At 69.7% G+C, this 19,115-nt stretch carries 17 protein-coding genes; 4 read left to right on the top strand and 13 right to left on the bottom strand.

From position 1 onward, the window contains the following. The first annotated feature begins 89 nt into the window (after positions 1–89). The gene (locus tag D7V80_RS09745; RefSeq protein WP_199738467.1) at positions 90–1,622 is read left to right on the top strand and encodes a hypothetical protein; all 1,533 of its coding nucleotides are present in this window, start codon (positions 90–92) and stop codon (positions 1,620–1,622) included. Positions 1,623–1,688: 66 nt separating this feature from the next. Here D7V80_RS09745 and D7V80_RS09740 read toward each other — a convergent pair whose 3' ends face one another. From D7V80_RS09740 to D7V80_RS09710, 7 genes are all read right to left on the bottom strand, one after another. Then, positions 1,689–3,446, bottom strand: a complete 1,758-nt coding sequence (locus D7V80_RS09740) for a GspE/PulE family protein (protein WP_233585238.1) — start codon at positions 3,444–3,446, stop codon at positions 1,689–1,691. Positions 3,447–3,523: 77 nt separating this feature from the next. After that, the gene (locus D7V80_RS09735) at positions 3,524–5,290 is read right to left on the bottom strand and encodes an MYXO-CTERM sorting domain-containing protein (protein ID WP_120587889.1); all 1,767 of its coding nucleotides are present in this window, start codon (positions 5,288–5,290) and stop codon (positions 3,524–3,526) included. A gap of 73 nt (positions 5,291–5,363) precedes the next feature. Further along, complete coding sequence (locus tag D7V80_RS09730) at positions 5,364–6,125, bottom strand: uroporphyrinogen-III synthase (RefSeq protein WP_120587909.1); 762 nt, start codon at positions 6,123–6,125, stop codon at positions 5,364–5,366. A 10-nt stretch (positions 6,126–6,135) separates the two neighbouring features. Then, on the bottom strand, positions 6,136–7,077 hold the full coding sequence (hemC, locus tag D7V80_RS09725; protein WP_120587888.1) for a hydroxymethylbilane synthase: 942 nt from the start codon (positions 7,075–7,077) through the stop codon (positions 6,136–6,138). Continuing rightward, positions 7,074–8,417, bottom strand: coding sequence for a glutamyl-tRNA reductase (gene hemA, locus D7V80_RS09720; RefSeq protein WP_120587887.1), 1,344 nt, complete (start codon positions 8,415–8,417; stop codon positions 7,074–7,076). The genes hemC and hemA overlap by 4 nt, the downstream gene beginning before the upstream one ends. Before the next feature lie 2 nt (positions 8,418–8,419). Beyond that, on the bottom strand, positions 8,420–9,232 hold the full coding sequence (locus D7V80_RS09715; RefSeq protein ID WP_120587886.1) for an inner membrane protein YpjD: 813 nt from the start codon (positions 9,230–9,232) through the stop codon (positions 8,420–8,422). Positions 9,233–9,287: 55 nt separating this feature from the next. Then, positions 9,288–9,650 (bottom strand): hypothetical protein, encoded by a 363-nt coding sequence (locus D7V80_RS09710; RefSeq protein WP_014398182.1) that lies wholly within the window; start codon positions 9,648–9,650, stop codon positions 9,288–9,290. A 176-nt stretch (positions 9,651–9,826) separates the two neighbouring features. On the opposite strand from D7V80_RS09710, the gene trxA reads away from it, so the two are divergent. After that, a complete protein-coding gene (trxA, locus tag D7V80_RS09705; protein WP_014398183.1) occupies positions 9,827–10,153 on the top strand; it encodes a thioredoxin in 327 nt (108 codons plus the stop codon). 437 nt (positions 10,154–10,590) lie between these two features. Further along, entirely contained in the window at positions 10,591–10,932 is a 342-nt protein-coding gene (locus D7V80_RS09700; protein WP_120587885.1) for a hypothetical protein, read from the top strand. A 16-nt stretch (positions 10,933–10,948) separates the two neighbouring features. Here the strand turns inward: D7V80_RS09700 and D7V80_RS09695 are convergent, their stop codons facing one another. From D7V80_RS09695 to mreC, 5 genes are read right to left on the bottom strand one after another with little or no spacing between them, the layout of a single operon-like run. Continuing rightward, entirely contained in the window at positions 10,949–11,590 is a 642-nt protein-coding gene (locus D7V80_RS09695; protein ID WP_370452476.1) for a PilZ domain-containing protein, read from the bottom strand. 24 nt (positions 11,591–11,614) lie between these two features. Then, the gene (gene rodA / locus D7V80_RS09690) at positions 11,615–12,742 is read right to left on the bottom strand and encodes a rod shape-determining protein RodA (RefSeq protein WP_199738473.1); all 1,128 of its coding nucleotides are present in this window, start codon (positions 12,740–12,742) and stop codon (positions 11,615–11,617) included. A gap of 7 nt (positions 12,743–12,749) precedes the next feature. Next, on the bottom strand, positions 12,750–14,810 hold the full coding sequence (mrdA, locus tag D7V80_RS09685) for a penicillin-binding protein 2 (protein WP_120587882.1): 2,061 nt from the start codon (positions 14,808–14,810) through the stop codon (positions 12,750–12,752). Next, positions 14,807–15,307, bottom strand: coding sequence for a hypothetical protein (locus D7V80_RS09680; RefSeq protein ID WP_120587881.1), 501 nt, complete (start codon positions 15,305–15,307; stop codon positions 14,807–14,809). Before D7V80_RS09680 ends, mrdA begins: the two co-directional genes overlap by 4 nt. Beyond that, positions 15,304–16,170, bottom strand: coding sequence for a rod shape-determining protein MreC (mreC, locus tag D7V80_RS09675; protein WP_120587880.1), 867 nt, complete (start codon positions 16,168–16,170; stop codon positions 15,304–15,306). Before mreC ends, D7V80_RS09680 begins: the two co-directional genes overlap by 4 nt. 230 nt (positions 16,171–16,400) lie before the next feature. Between mreC and D7V80_RS09670 the strand changes: the two genes are divergently transcribed. Further along, positions 16,401–17,978, top strand: a complete 1,578-nt coding sequence (locus D7V80_RS09670; RefSeq protein WP_120587879.1) for a SurA N-terminal domain-containing protein — start codon at positions 16,401–16,403, stop codon at positions 17,976–17,978. Here D7V80_RS09670 and D7V80_RS09665 read toward each other — a convergent pair whose 3' ends face one another. Continuing rightward, positions 17,979–19,079, bottom strand: a complete 1,101-nt coding sequence (locus D7V80_RS09665) for a sensor domain-containing diguanylate cyclase (protein WP_120587878.1) — start codon at positions 19,077–19,079, stop codon at positions 17,979–17,981. It abuts the gene before it with no gap. Positions 19,080–19,115 lie beyond the last annotated feature (36 nt).

The raw sequence follows: 19,115 nt of genomic DNA, 5'->3' as shown, positions 1-19,115 counted from the left end.
TTCACCTTTGAGCAGTCGCATTGAGCGCCCCGGCTGAACGCCGGGCGCAGGGAGGAGCGGTCTCCCCCGGACCGCTTCCTGGAGGGACATTGAAAACGTTGCAGACGCTGGCCCTGGCGGGCCTGACAACCCTTTCCGCGCCCGCTTGGGCCGGGGACTTCGTGGACACCCGTTTGTCGTTCGTCTTCGCGGACGACAACGTGCTGGCGGGCGCGGGAGAGACGACTCCCAACAGCCCGAACGCGCGCTTTGGCGCGGGCAACCAGAACACGCAGTTCTACGACAACTTCAACACCCGGTTCTCCGGCTTCGAGTCGCTGTCGAACGTCGTGCTCTACAAGCGCATGCCGGCGTTCTTCGAGGGCCTCACGACGGAGGCGGCCCTCACGCTGCTGGTGCTGGAGCGCCCGTCCGGCGGTGTCGACATCTTCGACAACTCCAGCTACGTGCGCCTGAACTACCAGCCGCCGGGCTGGGGTGAGAAGGAAGGCATTTCGCTCACCGGCTTCCCGGTGTCCGCGGACCGCTTCCGTCTGGGCTACGCGTACCGCATCTCCTGGGGCGGCAGCTCCATCTTCACCAACCGCGCCACCGCGACGGGTGTGCCGGGCGCCAAGTTCCAGGTGACGCGCGACCGCTGGTACGCGTACGTGGGCGGCAAGACGGCGCTGGTGCTCAACGACCTCATCCTGGAGCAGGAGACGCTCTACGGCGTGATGGCTGGCGCGGGCTGGGACATCCTGGAGACGCTGCGCGTGGAGGCCGGCGGCGGCTACTTCCAGAAGGGCATCGTCCCGGGTCTGGCGAACCAGTCCATCGAGGCGGGCGTCAACTCGGCCGGCGTGTCCGGGCAGGTCGTCTACCACGTGGGCGTGCCGGTGGGCACGAGCGTGGACTTCCGGCTCTACAAGAACGACCCGGAAATCTACCAGCGCTTCTTCGCGCCGGAGACGTACCCGGGTGGCCTGTCGTACTCCCTGTCGCTGGAGGGCAGCTACCTCACGCAGACCCTGCAGGACCCGGACAAGTTCGGCGCCACCAAGCCCCAGGGGGCCGTGGCGCTCGCCTTCCAGGGCCGCGCGAAGCTGAACCGGTTCCGCTTCAACGCGCTGGCGCTGGTGCGCAGCCTGTCCTTCATCCAGTTCGACGTGCCGGGCTTCCCCCCGTTCCAGGACTTCCCCACGGGCACGGAGCTGAAGCCTGAAGTCTTCGGCGCGGTGGGCGTGGACTACAACATCGAGCGGCTGCACCTGACGCCGGGCTTCATCATCGGCGCGCAGCAGCCGGCGTCCTTCCGCAGCCCGGTTCCGCTCGTGGGCGGCAGCAACCCGCCCCCCAGCCTCACCGGGACGCGCACGGTCGTGGTGCGTGACGCCAACCAGCTGAGCATCCTGCCCAGCACCTGCGGCGGCTCCAACGCCTGCGAGGCGGAGCTCATCTGGTCCGCCAAGGCCACCTTCCGGTGGGATCTGTCGGAGACGGTCGCGGCCGTGGGTGAGGTCTACTACACGTACGACACCAACCGGACCACGTTCGAGGACGACGTGACGGGCATCGCGCAGCCGAACTTCGAGAAGCCGCACGCGCTGGGCTTCAACACGCTGCTGCAGGCGCGCTTCTAGGCCGCCCTGCCCTCTTCGGGCAGCTTCGCGGGGCCCGCCGTGCTTCACGGCGGGCCCTTCGTGTTTCTAGAAGGCGGACGTCATCCGCACCACCTCGTCGAAGGCGGTGAGACCCTGCGCCAGCTTGCGCACGGCGGCCTCGCGCAGCGTGCGCATGCCACCGCGGCGCGCCGCCTGCACCAGGTGCTCGTAGGGCGCCTCGCGGGCGATGAGTTCGCGAACCTCGCGGCTGGTGGAGACGATTTCGAAGACGCCGGTGCGTCCGGAGAAGCCGGTTCCGCGGCAGCGCACGCACCCCGCGCCCTTGGACAGCTTCACGCCGCCGGGCAACAGCGGCAGCGGCACCTCGAGGGCCAGGAGCTCGTCCGGCGTGAGCACCGCCTCCTCCGCGCAGTGCACGCAGACGCGGCGCAAGAGGCGCTGGGCCATGACGCCCAGCAGGCTCTGCGCCAGCAGGAAGGCCGGCACGCCCAGGTCCTTCATGCGCGCCACCGCGCCCAGCGCGTCGTTGGTGTGCAGCGTGGAGAGCACCAGGTGGCCGGTGAGCGCGGCCTGGATGGCGTTCTCCGCCGTCTCCGCGTCGCGGATTTCGCCCACCATGATGACGTCCGGGTCCTGGCGCAGGATGTGGCGCAGCGCCCCCGCGAAATCCAGGCCCACCTTGGGCTGCACCTGCACCTGGTTGAAGGTGTCCCACACCATTTCGATGGGGTCTTCAATCGTGGTGACGTTGACGTCCGGTCCCGCCACCGCCTTGAGCGCGGAGTAGAGCGTCGTCGTCTTGCCGCTGCCCGTGGGGCCCGTCACCAGGATGAGGCCGTGGGGTTGATCAATCCACGACTCGAAGTGGCCCTTCTCGTCCGGATCGAAGCCCAGCTGGGCGATGTCCTGCACCAGCGTCTCCGGGTCGAAGATACGGATGACCACCTTCTCGCCGAAGGCGGTGGGCAGCGTGGAGACGCGGAGCTCCACCTCGCGGCCGTCGCGCTCCGTCTTGATGCGGCCGTCCTGAGGGCGGCGCTTCTCGGAGATGTCGATGCGCGACAGCATCTTCACGCGCGACACGATGGGCGGGTGCACCTGCGCGGGCAGCGTGTAGACGGGGTGCAGCACGCCGTCGATGCGCAGGCGCACGACTGCGGTGGCGCGCTTGGGTTCGATGTGGATGTCCGACGCGCGATTGTCGAAGGCGTAGCGCAAGAGGTAGTCCACCGCCTGCACCACCGGCCTGTCTGATGCCTCCAGCTCCTGCGTGCCGCTGAGCGACACCAGCTGCTCGAAGTTGGCGATCTGCGCGTTCGCGCCACCAAAGTCGTCCGCGGCCTTGGCCAGCGTCTTCTTGAAGCCGTAGATGTCCGCGATGGAGCGGAGGATGTCCGTCTTCGCGGACAGCACGGGCTCCACCGGCTCGCCGGTGAGCCGGTGGAAGGACTCGAAGAGCTCGCGGTCGAAGGGGTTGGCCACCGCCACGCGCAGCCGCCCCTGTTCGGTGCGCTCCAGGGGCAGCAGCACGTGCTTCTGCGCGTAGGGCCGGGACACCGTGCGGGTGGCCAGCGCCATGTCCATCTTCAGCGGATCCAGCTTCCGGTAGGCCAGCCCCGCGGCGCGCGCGGCGGCCTCCGTGACGCGGTCCTCGTCCAGCACGCCCCGCCCCCCCGGCGCCGGAATCTGGAAGGCCGCGACCACCTCCACGGGCGACACGTCATAGCGGGCCGCGTCCTTGCCCGTCCCGCCCTGCGCCTTGAGGACGCGGGCGCGTGCGGCGGGCTCCCGCGCCATCACCTCCTGCGCCTGCTGGGGTGTCAGCAGGCGCTGGGCGACCATGGCCTCCAGGACGAAGGCCAGGGTGAAGTCCGTGGCGCCGCGCGAGGGGCCACTGCTTCCGGGGGGAGCCGCCTGGGTCACACGTTCCTCCTTCTGCGGGTGGCCAGGAGCAACACCCCGAGCCCCACGAGGAATGCCGCGGAGGTGGGGGCGCTCTGGCAGCCGCAACCGCCGGGGTCGTTGGTCGTGCCATCCGTGCCGCCGTCCACCGGCGGGGGCGGCGGCGTGCCACCGTCACTGCACAGGGTGCAGGTGCCGCCGTCCGTCTGGGCATACGGGTCGTAGCACTGGCCGCCGTTGCCGCAGTACAGGCCATTGGGGCAGTCCTGGTTGCTGCGGCAGGCGGCGATGCAGGCGGTGCCTTCCGCGAACGGCACGCACTGGAGCGGCGAGGCGCAGGTGTTCGCGCCGCAGTCGCGGAAGCAGAAGCGGTCCTCGCCGGTGCCCGCCGGGCGGCAGGTGCTGCCGGGGCTGCACGAGCAGGTGGACACCGAGCACGGCTCCGAGCACACGCCCTGCGGGTTGCCGTTGAGCTTGAGGCACGTCTGGTTGGTGCCGCACTCCGAATCCTGGAAGCACGGGTCGCCAACGGTGCGCGTGCCCGTCTTCTGCTGGATGCAGGCGTGGTCGCACGAGCGGCAGGCGTAGTTGCTGCCGCAGTCGCTGTTGGTGGCGCAGTCGGCGACGCAAACGTCCCCCCCGTTATCGGGCAGCGTGTTGCAGGTATAGCCCTCGCGACAGTCGCCCTTGCCCGGGCGGCAGTTCTTCAGACAGCGCTTGCCCACGGCGCCCACGTTGGAGCACGTGGAGCCGAGGGGGCAGTCCGCGTTCGCGATGCAGGACTCCGTGCAGTAGCCGTCCGTCCACGACGGGAAGGCGGTGGTCTTGTCCGCATCCGTGAGGCAGCGCGACTCCGGCGCGCCGCAGGTGCTGGCGCTCGTGCAGGGATTGCCCACCTTCGTGGTCGACCCGAAGGCCTCCGGCAGACAGGCGTACTGGGAGCCGGGGATGAGCGTTGACGCGCGGCACTGGTAGGGGTCCGGGCAGGCACCGGGCGTACCGGCCGGGCACGGCTTGGAGCAGATCTTCTGCGAGACGCCGCTGGTGGTGGACTGGGCGGTGACGCAGGTGAGCCCCGCGCCGCACGCGGTGGTGTCACAGGGCGAGCCCACCGCGCCCGTCTGGGGATAGCGCTGGCAGAACGCCCCCCGGTCATACGACGTCAGGGCGCGGCGCTGGGTGCCGGTGTCCAGCGTGATGTACATCACCGCGTCCGAGTAGAAGTACGTGCTGCCCAGGCCCAGGCACTGGCCCACCCCGCGCATCACCGCCGACTGGATGTCGATGAAGCCCGCCGGCGTGGGGGAGAGCGTGGTGAACTTGTAGCTCACGGCGTTGAGGAAGATGTCGCACTGGTAGACGAGGCCGCCGTGCGTCAGCGGCACCGCGGCCACCACGCTGTTGCTGGCGTTGAGCACGTCCGAGAACTCGGTGCTGTTCGGATCCGTCACCCAGACGGCGGCGACGCTGAAGCCGTCCAGCCGGTCATTCACGTTCGGGATGGGGACGATGTTGGAGCGGCCCTTGTAGGTGAAGGCGGGCCACGCGCAGTCCACGTCCTGCCAGGCCTGGAAGGCCTTCTTCACCGCGTCTTCCACCAGGGACAGGTCGTTGCCCCCGGGCTGGGTGTTGCGCGCGTCCACGTAGTACGGGAACGGGTCCTGGCTGTTGTTGAGCACCCAGTGGTCCAGGTACTGGTAGCCCAACTGATCCTGGGCGTGCGCTGTCGCGGCCAGCGCCAGCAGCCCCAGGAGGAAGACACTCCGCTGCGTCCCACGCTTCATCACCCGCACCTCTTCACGTCACGTCCGCACGGGGCGCGCCGCCTGGGCGCCCGGACGTCACCGGGCGGACAGTCTACCCGTGAACGGCGCGAACGGTGGCATCCACCAGCGCTTCGGGCGTGGGGCGCTCCGCGACGGCGGCCACGGGGATGCCCAGCTGCGTCAGCGCGGTCGCCGTGGTGGGGCCAATGGCCACCACCTTCGCGGAGGCCAGCGGCTCACGGCCCACTCCCTCCACGAACGCCTCCGCGGTGCGCGGCGAGGCGAAGAGCACCACCTGGGGCGGGGCCGCGGCCAGCTGGGCCAGCGCCTCCGGTTCGACGGCGGCCGGCGCGCTGCGGTAGGCCGTCACGCGGGTGACTCGCACGCCCAGGTCGCGCAGGCCGTCCTCCAGCTCCCGCCGCCCCTCCTCCGCCGCGGGCAGGAGCACGTCGTCCTCCGGCCCCAGCACGTCGCGCAGGGCGGTGAAGAGCGCCGCGCCGGTGCCCTCGTGGGGTTCGGCCTCCACCTTCAGGCCGTAGCCCTCCACGGCCCTCGCGGTGCGCGGCCCCACCGCGGCCAGCTTCACGCGCGACAGCCGGTCCAGAGTGCCCGCGAGCCGCAGGGCCTCCAGGAAGGCCTCCACGGCGGAGGGGCTGGCGAACACCACCCAGTGGTAGCGCTGCACGTGCTCGGCGGCGGACGCGAGCGGGCGCGGGTCCTCCGGCGGATGCAGCTCCAACAGCGGCAGGCTGAGGACCTCCGCGCCCTCGTCCTCCAGGAGGAAGCACAGCTCCTCGGCCCGCTCACGGGGGCGCGTCACCAAGATTCGGATGCCATCCAGTCGCCGGTCCACGGCCGGCACTCTAGGCGCGGGGAGCGCCTTCGCGGCGGCCGAAATCGCGCAGGATGTCTCCCGCCCCGCGCGACAGGAGCTCCTCCGCGAGCGCCTCGCCCAGCCGCTCCGCTTCCGGTACGGGGCCCTTCACCTCGCCCCGCACCACCAGCGAACCGTCCGGCCGGCCCACCAGGCCGCGCAGGTACACCTGGCCGTCCTCCACCGTGGCGTGGCCGGCCAGGGGCACGGTGCAGCCGCCCTCCAGCTTCGCCAGGAAGGCGCGCTCGGCCCGCACGGCGTTGCGCGTGAGGGCGTCCTCCAGGGGCTCAAGCAGCGCGCGCACGTCCGCGTCCGCCTCGCGGCACTGGATGCCCAGCACGCCCTGCCCTACCGCCGGCAGGCTCTCCGCCACCGGCACCACCTGGGTGATGTGGTGGTCCAATCCCAGGCGCTTGAGCCCCGCCGCCGCGAGCATGGCGCCCGCGAGCCGCAGGTCGCGCGTCCGCTGCAGGCGCGTCTGCACGTTGCCGCGCAGGGAGACGATCTCCAGGTCCGGCCGGCGCGCGCGCAGGATGCAGCTGCGCCGAAGCGACGACGTGCCCACCTTCGCGCCCGCGGGCAGTAGCGCCAGCGTGTGCCCGTCCGGGCTGCAGAACGCGTCGCGCGGATCCTCGCGCGCCGGCAACGCCGCCAGGATGAGCCCTTCCGGGAACACCGACGTCATGTCCTTCAGGCTGTGCACCGCCACGTCCGCGCGGCCATCGAGCAGCGCCTGCTCTATCTCCTTCACGAACAGGCCCTTGCCGCCCACCGCGGACAGCGGCGCGGACAGGAAGCGGTCGCCCTCGGTGCTCATCTTCACCAGGGTGACCTCCAGGCCGGGGTTGCGCTCCTTGAGGAGCGAGGCCACGTGATTCGCCTGCCACAGCGCCAGCGGGCTCTCCCGCGTCGCGATGCGCACCGTCTTCATCGCCGGCTCCCGGTGGCCACCACGGTGTTGCGCGCCTCCTGCTGCGGGGGTGCGGCGGATTCTTCCGGAGCGATGGCGGCGGCCTCCGCCTCCGTGAGGCCGAACAGCTCCGCGGCGGCTCCCGCCAGCCGGTTGCCTTCGCCCTGTGGACCCACGGCGCGCAGGCGCGCGGTGGGCTCATGCAACAGCTTGTTCACGATGGCTCGCCCCATGGCTTCGATGCTCTTCTTCTGCTTGTCGGTGAGCCCGTCGCCCATCCCCAGGAGCGTGCGCTCCACCTCCGCGCGGGCAATGGCCTCCGCGCGCTGACGCAGGCGCGCCAGCACGGGCATGCCGTCGCGCAGCGCGCGCTCCCGGGCGAAGCGCGCCACCTCCTGCGCCACCAGCCCGCCCGCCTTGTGCGCCTCTTCCGCGCGCGCGGCGGCGTTGTCCGCGACGAACTTCTGGATGTCGTCCACGTCGTACGCGTGCACCCAGTCCAGCGTCCCCACCGCCGGGTCGATGTCTCGCGGCACCGCCAGGTCCACCATGAACAGCGGCCGGCCCTTGCGCGCCCTGCCCAGCGCGCCCACGTTGTCGCGCGTGAAGATGGGCACCGGCGACGCGGTGCTCGTCACCACCACGTCCGCGCCAGCGAGCAGCGTGAAGAGCTCCTCGAAGGGCTTCGCCACGCCGCCCACCTCCGCCACCAGCGCCTCCGCGCGGGCGAGCGTGCGGTTGGTCACGATGAGCCTCCCGGCGCCCGCGTTCTTCAGGTGCCGCGCCGCCAGCTCCCCCATCTCTCCCGCGCCCACCACCAGGACGGTCTTGTCCTTGAGCCCGTCGAACACCTTGCTCGCCAGCTGCACCGCCGCGGACGCCATGGACGTCGCCGCGCGGCCCACCGCCGTCTCCGTGCGCACGCGCTTGGCGCAGCCGAACGCCGCCGCGCACGCGCGCGTCAGCTCACCGCGCACCGCGCCCGCGCCCTGGCCGCGCTCGAAGGCATCCTTCACCTGCCCCAGAATCTGCGCCTCGCCCAGCACCATGGAGTCCAGGCTGGACGCCACGCGGAACAGGTGCACGAGCGCCGCCTCGCCCTGGTGTTCGTACAGGTGCTCCAGCGCCTCCGCGCCGCCCAGCGAGTGCAGCGTCTCCCGCGCACGCTCCCGCGCCTGCTCCGCGCTGGGGGCCGCCAGGTACACCTCCACGCGGTTGCACGTGGACACCCAGAGCGCCTCCACGGGCGCCTGCGCCAACCGCTGCAACACTTCCGTCTGCCGGGCTTCGGGCAATGCCAGCCGCTCACGGACGCCCAGGGGCGCGGTGCGGTGTGACACGCCAATACAGATGAATTCCATGGCTACCGCATCCCCGGGCCAGCGGCGGACAGGTCGTAGGACGACAGGAAGGAGACCAGCACCAGGCAGAAGCCGGCCATGGTGAGCAGCGCCACCCGCCGGCCACGCCAGCCGGCGAAGATGCGCGCGTTGACGAGCGCGGCGAAGACGCCCCAGGCGACGAAGGTCGCCACGTGCTTGGCGTCAAGCGCCCAGGTGAGCCCCCGCAGCGTGGTGGTGAACAGGGCGCCGGTCGCCAGCGTGAGCGACAGCGCGATGAAGCCCCACACGACGAGCCGCCGGTTCAGCGTGTCCAGGAACTCCAGCGACGGCAGCCGGGAGAAGAGCAGCCCGAAGTGCTTGGCCTTCACCTCCCGCTCCATCAGCAGGTACATCACGCCCACCCCCGCCGCGACGCCGAAGGCCGTCAGCCCGAGCAGCGCGATGGTGACGTGCACCGGCAACAGCGGCTGGCGCACCGCCTCCGGCAGCGGCGTGGACCCGCCATGCATCAACATGCCGATGAGCAGCACCGCCACCGCCAGGGGCGTGAGGAACGCGCCGATGACGGGCTTGCGGTAGCGCACGTCCAGCGCCAGGAACAGCGCCAGCAGCAGGAAGGCGAAGGTGGACATGCCCTGCGCGGGGCCCACCAACCGGCCCCCCTGGGCGCTCAGCAGTTCGATGAGCGCAACGCAATGCATCAGCAGCCCGCTCCCCACCAGCACCCGGCCGGTGACGGCGAGCACCTGGGACTGGCGGACCAGGAAGGCGAGGTAGACGAGCGCGGCCAGGCCGTAGGCGTGGCAGGCGAGCGAGACGAGCGTATGGCTCATGGCGGCAGGCTCATAACCCCGGCCGAGGAGGCATTCAGTCCTGCCTCAGCCCGTTTTACATTTTATTGAGAATGAAGGCCGCCAGCAGGTCGGTCTCCGAATTGGGCTTGCGCTCGGGGGCGGGCGCCCCCACTTCCGCCACATAACCCGGAACCACCTCGTATGCGGAGTCCCCGACCAGGATGGAGTCGGCCATCTGCTCGGCCCCCAGCCGGCCGAGCTGCTCCTCGGTCTTCACCCGGGAGACGAGCTGGTGCGTGTCCTCCCCGGATACCAGCTGCACCACATGGACGGCGGGCGTGAGCGGCCAGGCGCTCCCACCCTCGGCGGCGACCACCAGGCGGCCCTCGCGCAGGTCTGCTTTGTCCTCCAGCGCCCATTCTTCAAGCTGGGCCTGGGACAGGAAGAGCTTCGTCACGCTCCGCAGACTACACCACCCTCATGGCCGGCGGGCCCGGAAATGGGGTGCAACCTCCGGCCAGATGCGGCATCCGTTCCACCGGAAGCGGCCCGGCCTTCCCGCCCCCCGAGGCACCCACCGGGCGCGAAGCTCCAGGACGTATCCTACTCAAGCCGTAGACACGAGGTGACGACATGGCTGGCGACGTGATCAACATCGGTGATTCGGACTTCCAGAAGCAGGTCCTGGATTCGCAACAACCCGTGCTCGTGGACTTCTGGGCCACCTGGTGCGCGCCCTGCCGCGCCATCGCGCCCTCCGTCGAGGCGCTGTCCGCCCAGTACAAGGGCCAGGTGACGTTCGCGAAGATGGACATCGACGCGAACCAGGACACGCCCCAGAAGTATGGCATCCGCTCCATCCCCACCCTGCTGCTCTTCAAGGGCGGCAAGGTCGTGGACCAGATTGTCGGCGCGGTGCCGAAGTCGCGCATCGAGGACGTGGTCCGGAAGAATCTCTGAGCCCAGGTGTTCCCGGTGACGGGCCCACCCTGACGGCCGTCTCCCTCGTCCCCTCCCACCCATGGCGCCCCTGGCCTTCACCGCCAGGGTTCGCGCCGGGTGAGAGGGGACGTTGCTTATGGGCTCCCAACCAGACACCTGGACGTGACATGGCTGGCGGTTCGATATGTCTGTAGAAAGACAACTCACCGCGACGCTAAGGGCTTTCACTTACCGGGTGCCGCGCGCCCCCTGACGCAGACATTTCTCTGCGCTTGAGACAAACGCCCACCCGGGACGACTGGACGATCCTCCCGTCATGTTTTGTTCAACAGACATTGAAATTACATTACGAGTCAAACACGACCCCAACATGTCTTGTTGACAGAGTTCGCCACAACAGACACAAGTCGCGAGTACACGCCTGTCTTGATTGGCGAGTTTCTACAGGAGTTTTCATGGCACGCCTTCGCAAAGAATTGATCTCGCAAGCACCGCTGACCCCTGCCCTGACGTCGTGGGCGGAGGCCCTGGGTGATGCCATCGGCCGCGGCATGCTGCGCGCGCTGAACACAGGGATGCCGGGCATGGGCGCCGTCGCGGCGTCGCCGGGCAATGGCGCGGTGATGGCGGGTCGCCGCCGCGGCCGTCCCCCCAAGACGGTGGCGGGCGGGCCGGTGCCCATGGACCGCCGCTGCACGGTGAGTGGTTGCACCCGCGAGCAGCGCTCCAAGGGCCTGTGTTCCGCGCACTACCAGGCCGAGCGCCGCAGGCAGATCGCCACCGGCAAGCCGGCCTGATGTCCCGTCCGGGGCCCTACTCGCCGCGCCAGGGGTCTCCGGGCGTGGTGGCCTTGAGCAGCTCCCAGGCCGCCATCACGTCGATGACCCGCTCCAGCTCATTGGGCAGGGAGCGGGCGCGCTGGGATTTGAGGTAGTCCTCGGTGAAGGCCCTCAGGCGCATGCCCAGGAAGAGCCGGGCGAGCGCCACCTCCGTCTGACCTGAGAAGTCCAGGAAGCGCAGGGCGAACCCGCTGCGACCCTGCTCCTCCGGCCCACGCTCCTCCCGGACAATCTCCGCGCGAGCCTCCACGGGGGCGGCCCCCTCCTCCAGCGCGAAGCGCGCGCGCACCACCGTGCCCATGGGCAGGAAGAAGGTGCTCGCGAGGAAGGCGCCGCTGACGCTCACGTTCACGGACGTCAGCCCCGCGGAGAAGCGCCTGCCGCCCGCGTCGTCCTCCACCCAGAGGTCGAAGTGCGTGGCCAGCTGCGCGCGCGGGAAGTGCCGGTGCTCCGGCTCCCCCTGGTTCATCTCGATGCGGGGCACCGCGCCGGGGAGGGGCACGGACACGTTGCGCGAGGTGCCCACCGGCGGAACGAACGGCCGGGGCGCCTGCGTGTCCTCCGGCCCGCGGACCGCCGAGCCGGCCTTCGCCGTCGTCACACCCTTCCTCTGCACCACCATCGGAAGCCTCCGCGGCCGTCAGAACATGTGACGGCGCATGCTGATGTTCACCAGCAGCCCGATGCACAACATCACCGACAGCATCGAGGAGCCGCCGTAGCTCATGAGGGGCAGCGTGATGCCCGTCACCGGCAACAGGCCAATGACCATGCCGATGTTTTCGAACACCTGCCAGAAAAGTGTGGCCACCACCCCCACCGCAACGAACGCTCCAAAACGGTCTCGTGCGCTGAATCCCACGCCCAGCCCGAGAATGAAGATGCCGCCGTAGAGCACGAGCAACAGGAGACAGGAGAAGAAGCCGTGCTCCTCGGCCCACACGGAGAAGATGAAATCCGTGTGCTGTTCCGGCAGGAAGCGCAAGCCTGTCTGGGTTCCCTCACGCCAGCCCTTGCCGGTGAGGCCACCGGAGCCCACGGCAATCTTGGATTGCGCGGCGTGATAGCCGCTGCCGCGCAGGTCCGCTTCCGGGTCCAACCACCCGGAGATGCGCTGGCTCTGATGTTTCTTCAGGTGGTGGCGCACGATGGTGGTGCGCGGCTCGGGCATCTCCCGGACGTAGTCGTTCCAGATGATGAGGCCGCCCACCAGCACGCCCGCCACGATGGTGGCGGCCAGGTACCAGCGCACCTTGCCGAAGAGGATGACGGTGCCGGAAGACAGGAAGATCATCAGCGCGGTGCCCAGGTCCGGCTGCACCAGCACCAGCGTGAAGGGCACCATCACCACCAGCACCGGCTTCCACAGCCGCACGATGCCGTAGGACGGCTGATTGGGCTGGAAGTCGTCGTGGTAGACCTTGGCCAGCATCAGCACGACGCCAATCTTCATGAACTCGGCGGGCTGCAGGCGGAACGGGCCAATGGCGAACCAGCTCTCCGCGCCCTTGGCGGTGTGGCCCACCACGCGCAGCGCCAGGAGCGCCAGGATGTTGAGCACGTAGATGGGGAAGGCCATCCGCTGGATCCAGCGGTAGTCCACCAGGCACACCACCAGGACCGCGCTCAGGCCCACGCCCAGGTAGAGCGCCTGGCTGGTCCACACCGGCGCCATGGGGGGGCGGGACGCGGACGCCAGGTTCCAGATGCCCAGCGCGCACACGCCCAGCACGCACACGATGAGCCCCCACGGCACGTGGGGCATCATCCGGCGCTCAATCCGCAGTTGCACTGTCGTCTCCGGTTTCCGAGGGCGGCTGGATGGGCTCTCCGGGCAGGTTCACCCGCGGCGGCGTCACCACGGCGCGCGTGAGCGCCGCTTCATCCAGGCTGGGCGCCGGCGGCAACGACGGCGTATAGGGCTGGTTGGCGCGGGGCGGCGGTGACGTCGCGTCCTGCGCCTTCAAGTCGAAGTACTTTTTAATCACGGCCATCGCCGTGGGCGCAGCGTCCACGCCGCCGTGGCCGCCGTGCTCGTTGAGCACCACCACGGCGAGCTCCGGCTTGTTCGCGGGCGCGAAGCCGGCGAACCACGCGTGGTCGCGCTCGAAGTAGCTCATCTGGTGCGTCTTCAGACGCACGGTGCCGATGCGCGTTACCTGCGCGGTGCCCGTCTTGGCCGCCACCACGAAGTCCGCGGGCAGGCCCGACTTGAGCTTCGCGCGGTACGAGGTGCCGCCGGGCTCCTGCGCCACCGCCTCCAGGCCTTCGAAAATGGCCTTCAGGTGCGCGGGGTTGATGTCCACCTTCGACACCACCTCCGGCTTGAACTCCTCCATCACATGCCCGTCCAGGTTCTCCAGCCGCTGCACCATCTGCGGCTTGTAGAGCTTCCCGCCGTTGGCCACGGCCGCGTACACCAGCGCCAGTTGCAGCGGCGTCACGTTGACGTCGCCCTGCCCCATGGCGCTGTTGAGCGCCATGCCCTTGGTGTAACCGCCCGGTGAGGCTTTGTCGTGGTACGCGCTGGACGGCATGATGCCCGGCACCTCCGCCACCACACCGATGCCGGTGGGACGCCCCAGGCCCAGCAACTTGCCCATCTCCGCGATGGGGTCCAGGCCGATGGTGTCCGCCACCTTGTAGAACCACGAGTCGCACGACGCCTTCATCGCGCCCCGGGCGTCCAGGGGCCCGTGGCCGCTCTCCTTGTGGCAGCGCCACACGCGCGCGCCCAGCCGGTAGCCGCCGGAGCAGTTCACCACCGTCTCCGGGCGGAACACGCCGGACTTGAAGGCGGCCAGCTGCGAAATCACCTTGAAGGTGGAGCCCGGGCTGTAGTGCTCCGCGGCCACGCGGTTGATCATCGGGTGGAGCGGGTCTCTTGCCAGCGTGGCCATCTGCGACGGCGTCACGCGGCCCGTCAGGAGGTTGGGGTCGAAGCCGGGGCGGGACACCAGCGCCTTGATGAAGCCGGTGTTCACGTCGATGGCCACCACCGCGCCCGTCACGCCCGGGAACGCGCGCTCCGCCTCCTCCTGCAGGCGCATGTCGATGGAGAGCACCACGTTGCTGCCGGCCGTGGGAGGAATGATGGCGTTCTCCCCCAGCTTGTCGTTGAGCTCTTCAATCGTCTGGCCGCGCGCGTTCACCACTTCCTTGCGCACGCCGTCCCGCCCGCGCAGCTTGGACTCGAAGTAGCGCTCCAGGCCGCGCCGGCCGATGTAGTCCCCCAGCGCGTACTTCGCGCCGTCCCCGTTGAGGCGCTCCAGCTCCTCCTGGGTGATTTCGTTCATGTAGCCCAGCACGTGCGACAGCACCATGTCCGCGCGGTAGTTGCGGTGCGGCACGGGCACCACCTCCACGCCGTCCAGGATGTCGCGCCGGGCGTTGAGCCGGTCGTACTCGTCGCGCGTCAGGTCCACGCGCACCGGCACCGGCTGGAAGGGCGCGTTGCGGCGGCTCGAGCGGACCAGGTCTTCAATCTTCTTGCGCTGCTCGGGGTCCCACTGGAGCAGCTCGCCCAGGCGCGGAATCACCTGCTCGAAGCAGTCCGTGCAGAAGGCCGGCGTGACGAAGGCGTCGAACGACGGGCGGCTGTCCACCAGGATGGTGCCGCGCGCGTCCTTGATGACGCCGCGGTCGGCGCGCAGGCGCACCTCCTTGACGAAGTTCGCCACGCTCTTGGCGGCGTACTCCTCATGGCGGATGAGCTGGAGCCGGTACAGCTGGATGGCCAGCGCCACCAGGCCCAGCGACATGGCCAGGCCCAGCCACAGGAAGCGGCGCTTCAGGTCCCGGCCCGGAGTGGTGTTGCCAATGGTCGGAGGCGTCAACGGAGCAACCCCGCCGGGCGCTCTTGCGCCACTTCAAACCGCTTGAACAATGGGAAGAGCAACAAGGCCGCCACGCCCGTGAGCGCCAGCTGCACCGGCATGCCGGAGAGCAGCGGCGCCGTGGAGCCGTCCTTCAGCGTGAGCCAGGTGAAGAACGTGGACAGAAGGCCGTGCCCCAGGTCCGCGCCCATGGCGAACAGCGAGAAGGCCACGGGGCCGCGGACGTCCACGAACGACGCCACCAGCCGGCCCACCAGGAAGGTGAACACCGCGAGGAACGTGAACAGGCCCGTGGGCTGGCCGCTCATCAGGTCCAGCAGGTAGCCCACCGCGAAGGCGGAGCACGCCCCTTCGGTGAGGCTCGCCCGGAGCGCGAGGAAGGCCACCAGCACCACCGTGACGTCCACGCGGCCCAGCACCAGCCCCGCCTGCTGGACGAACACGGACTCCAGCGTGAGCAGCACCAGCGCGAGGATGACGGTCACCAGGAACTTCATTTCTGCGTGCCCTCCGCGGTGGCCCCGCCGGGGGTGGTCATTTCACTGTACGGACTGCCCACCACCAGGACCTCCTCCAGCCGGCTGGTGTCCACCGCGGGCGTGATGTCCGCGCCCTGGAACATGCCGTGCTCCTTCTTCTCCAGCTGCGTCACCCGCCCCACCACCAGCCCCGGAGGATAGATGCCATCCGTGCCGGAGGTGATGATGAGGTCGCCGTCCTCCACGTCTTCCGTGCGCAGCATGTTCTCCAGCGTCAGGGGGCCGTTGCCCGCGCCCGCCGCCGTGCCTCGCGCCCGCGAGCGCTGCACCCGCACCGCCACCCGGCTCTGCGGATCCGTCACCAGCGCCACGTCCGCGTAGCCGCCCGTGGACCGGATGACCTGCCCGACGATGCCGTCCGGCGTCACCACCGACATGCCCCGGAACACCCCGTCCTTCTCCCCGCTGCTGATCCGCACCGACAAGAGCTTCGCCACCGGATTGACGCCCACCACGCGCGCCGGAATCTCCGGCCCGGGCACGGCCTCCGCGTACGCCAGCAGCTTTCGCAGCCGCCCGTTCTCGGAGCGGGCCTCGCCCAGGGCCTGCACCGTCGCCCGCAGCTGCAGGTTCTCCAGCCGCAGCGCGTCATTGTCCTGACGGACGCCGCGCAGGTCCAGGTAGTTGCGCACCGCGGCCACGACGCCGTCGATGCCAGCGGTGAGCCCCTGCTGCACGGGGGCCGTGAGCGCGATGACGCCCCGGTCGACGAAGTTCGGATCGCGGCCGCGCCGCCCGCCCAGCAGGAAGGCGCCGAGCGGGTACAACAGGAGGGCGGCCACGAGGAGGAAGCGGCGGTAGCGCTTGAGGAGAGACAGCACGGACGGGGGCTTTCCCGGGGTGGGCGAAGGACGCGGGCGGAAGGGGGAGAGGGTCGGGCTAAGCTGGCTGAATCGCTTGCATTTTCCGGTCTGTTGTCCTAGGCAGTCAAGGCCCGGATGAGGGGGTGTTGACACTCATGCATCCCCACCGGCCGGGCTACCAACAACACGGCGCCGCGAGACCTTCCGCAAGGTGATTCGCGGGCGCTTCCGACCGTGAAGTGACCACAATGGACGGTTTGAATCCCCGGAAGGTCTTCTCCCTCCTGTTCATCATCGGCATCGCCGTGGTGTTCACGCTCCAGTTCGGCCCTGGCAGCAACGGGTTCGCGGACACGGGCAGCCAGGCGCCCACCGCCAGCGCGGTGGCCACGGTGAACGGCAAGGAGATTCCCCTTCGCGACTTCAGCATGGCCTGGTCGCGGCAGATGAACTTCCTGCGCTCGCAGGGCAACCCCATCCCGGAGTCGGTGGCCCGCCAGTTCGGCCTGGACAAGCAGGTGCTCGACCGGCTGGTGAACGCGGAGCTGCTCGCCCAGTCCGCGGAGCGCCACGGCATCACCCCGTCGGATGAGGAGCTGCGCAAGCTCATCCACGAGAACACCGACTTCCACACCAAGGAAGGCGCGTTCGACTTCGCCCGCTACCAGCAGGTGCTGCGCGACTTCTACCGCCGCACCCCGCAGGAGTACGAGCAGGAGCTGCGCCGCCAGATGGCCGCCCAGAAGATGCTGGACGTGGTGCGCACGGGCGCCGTGGTGTCGGACGACGAGGTCCGCGCCCGCTACGAGAAGGAAGGCAACCAGGCGAAGCTGGTGTTCGCCCGCTTCCTGCCCACCATGTTCGCGGACAAGGTCCCCGCGCCCACGCCCGCGAAGCTCGCGGAGTTCCAGAAGACGCACGAGAAGGAGATCGCCGACTATTACGCGGCGAACAGCTTCGTCTACAACGTGCCGGAGCGGATCCGCGCCCGTCAGATTCTCGTGAAGGTGGCCCCGGACGCCACGCCCGAGCAGAAGGCCCAGGCGAAGGCGAAGGCGGAGGACCTCCGCAAGCAGGTCGAGGGCGGCAAGGACTTCGCCACGCTGGCGAAGGAGACCAGCGACGACACCGCCACCAAGGCGAAGGGCGGCGAGCTGGGCTGGGTGGAGCGCACCACGTGGGATCCGGCGCTGGCCGACGCGGCGTTCGCGCTGAAGGCCGGGGAAGTGACGCAGCCGGTGGAGTCCGCGCTGGGCGTGCACCTGGTGAAGGTGGAGGAGAAGAAGGACGCCCAGGCCAAGAAGCTGGAGGACGTGAAGACGGAGATCGCCACCACGCTCTTCAAGCAGGAAGAGGCCAAGGGCCTGGCCAAGGCGGAGGCCGAGAAGGCGCTGGCGGCGGCGAAGGCCGGCAAGTCCCTGAAGGAGCAGTTCCCGGTCCCCGCCGGCCAGCAGCCCGCGCTCTTGCGCTTCGAGGCGGAGACGAAGCCGGAGGCCGTGGAGACGGACAGCTTCACCGCGCAGGGTGACTCCGTGCCGCACCTGGGTCCGGCGCCGGGCCTGGTGAAGGCCACCTTCGAGGCCAACGGCCCGGTGGTGCTGGGCGAGGTCTTCACCGTGGGCGAGGCGAACATCGTCGCGCAGGTGGTGGAGCGCGAGAAGCCGGACACCGCGGGCTTCGACAAGCGCAAGGAGGAGCTGCGCACCCAGGCCCGTCAGGCCAAGCAGATTGAGCTGACGGAGTCCTTCCTCAAGTCGCTGAAGAAGAGCGGCAACGTCGTCACCAACACCGAGGCCATCGACTCGGTGCTGGGCTCCGCGGGGTAGTCACCCGCCGGAGCGGGCGTAGGGGACCTCCAACGGGGTCCCCTCCGTCGAAGGGGCCTCGGCGACGGCGATGCCGTCCCGGCCCCGGCCCTTGGCCGCGTACATGGCGAAGTCCGCCGCGCGGATGAGGTCCGTGGAAGTGGTGGCGTGCTCCGGGAAGGAGGCCACCCCGACGCTCGCGGTGAGCGCCACGTCCAGCCCCTGCTCGCGCAGGAAGCGCTGGGCGCGGAACGCCTCGCAGACGCGCTGGGCGATGACCTGGGCCCCTGCCGTGTCCGTCTCAATCAACATCACCGCGAACTCGTCGCCGCCGTAGCGGAAGACGGCGTCCAGGTTGTGGCGGCCCAGGCTGATGAGCAGGTCCCCCACCTCCTTGAGCGTGGCGCTGCCCACCAGGTGCCCATGCCGGTCGTTGATGGACTTGAAGTGGTCCAGGTCCAGGAACACGAGCGACAGCGGGTGGCGGAAGCGCGCCGAGCGCTTCACCTCCTGCTCCAGTTGCGCGCGCAGGTGCCGCGCGTTGAAGCAGCCGGTGTGCTCGTCCGTGATGGTGAGCTCCTGCACGCGGCGGAAGTTGCGCGCGTTCTCGATGGCGATGGCCGCGTAGTCCGCGATGGCGGACAGGGCGGTGAGGTCGTCATGCGTGAAGCCGGGCTCGGTGGGGCCGTTGACCAGCTCAATCACGCCCAGCACGCGCTCGCGCGCCACCAGGGGCACGGCGAGCAGCGAGCGGGTGTGGAAGGCGGAGGCCTCGTCGAAGCGGGGCGCGAAGCTGGAGTCGCCGGCCACGTCGTGGACGAGCCGCGCGACGCCGGAGGAGAACACCGCCCCGGCGATGCCTTCCCCCGGGTTGAGCTGGAGGGCCTTGAGCGCTTCGGCGCCCTCCCCCACGGCGATTTCGAAGTAGAGCTTTCCGCTGCGCTCGTCCTGGAGGATGAGCGACCAGTTGCGCGGCTTGAGCAGCGCACTGACCTTCTGCATCACCAGCGCGAGCACTTCGCGCAGCTCCAACGTGGAGGTCAACGCCTTGGCCATCTCGTTGTAGGCGGCCAGTTGCTCCACTGTCCGCTTCATGGCCGACAGGAGGTCCGCGGGGTTCATCGAGGTGCCCTCTGGAGCGCAAGTCTGCTAAGGCCC

The organism is Corallococcus sp. CA054B (assembly GCF_003611625.1).
Classification (GTDB): domain Bacteria; phylum Myxococcota; class Myxococcia; order Myxococcales; family Myxococcaceae; genus Corallococcus; species Corallococcus coralloides.
This window is presented reverse-complemented; position numbering and strand designations above follow the sequence as displayed.

Coding starts and splice junctions, on each gene's coding strand:
- hemC (WP_120587888.1), bottom strand. CDS start 7,077: ATGAAGACGGTGCGCATCGCGACGCGGGAGAGCCCGCTGGCGCTGTGG.
- trxA (WP_014398183.1), top strand. CDS start 9,827: ATGGCTGGCGACGTGATCAACATCGGTGATTCGGACTTCCAGAAGCAG.
- rodA (WP_199738473.1), bottom strand. CDS start 12,742: ATGATGCCCCACGTGCCGTGGGGGCTCATCGTGTGCGTGCTGGGCGTG.
- D7V80_RS09740 (WP_233585238.1), bottom strand. CDS start 3,446: ATGGTCGCCCAGCGCCTGCTGACACCCCAGCAGGCGCAGGAGGTGATG.
- D7V80_RS09670 (WP_120587879.1), top strand. CDS start 16,401: ATGGACGGTTTGAATCCCCGGAAGGTCTTCTCCCTCCTGTTCATCATC.
- D7V80_RS09715 (WP_120587886.1), bottom strand. CDS start 9,232: ATGAGCCATACGCTCGTCTCGCTCGCCTGCCACGCCTACGGCCTGGCC.
- D7V80_RS09700 (WP_120587885.1), top strand. CDS start 10,591: ATGGCACGCCTTCGCAAAGAATTGATCTCGCAAGCACCGCTGACCCCT.
- D7V80_RS09665 (WP_120587878.1), bottom strand. CDS start 19,079: ATGAACCCCGCGGACCTCCTGTCGGCCATGAAGCGGACAGTGGAGCAA.
- D7V80_RS09680 (WP_120587881.1), bottom strand. CDS start 15,307: ATGAAGTTCCTGGTGACCGTCATCCTCGCGCTGGTGCTGCTCACGCTG.
- hemA (WP_120587887.1), bottom strand. CDS start 8,417: ATGGAATTCATCTGTATTGGCGTGTCACACCGCACCGCGCCCCTGGGC.
- D7V80_RS09735 (WP_120587889.1), bottom strand. CDS start 5,290: ATGAAGCGTGGGACGCAGCGGAGTGTCTTCCTCCTGGGGCTGCTGGCG.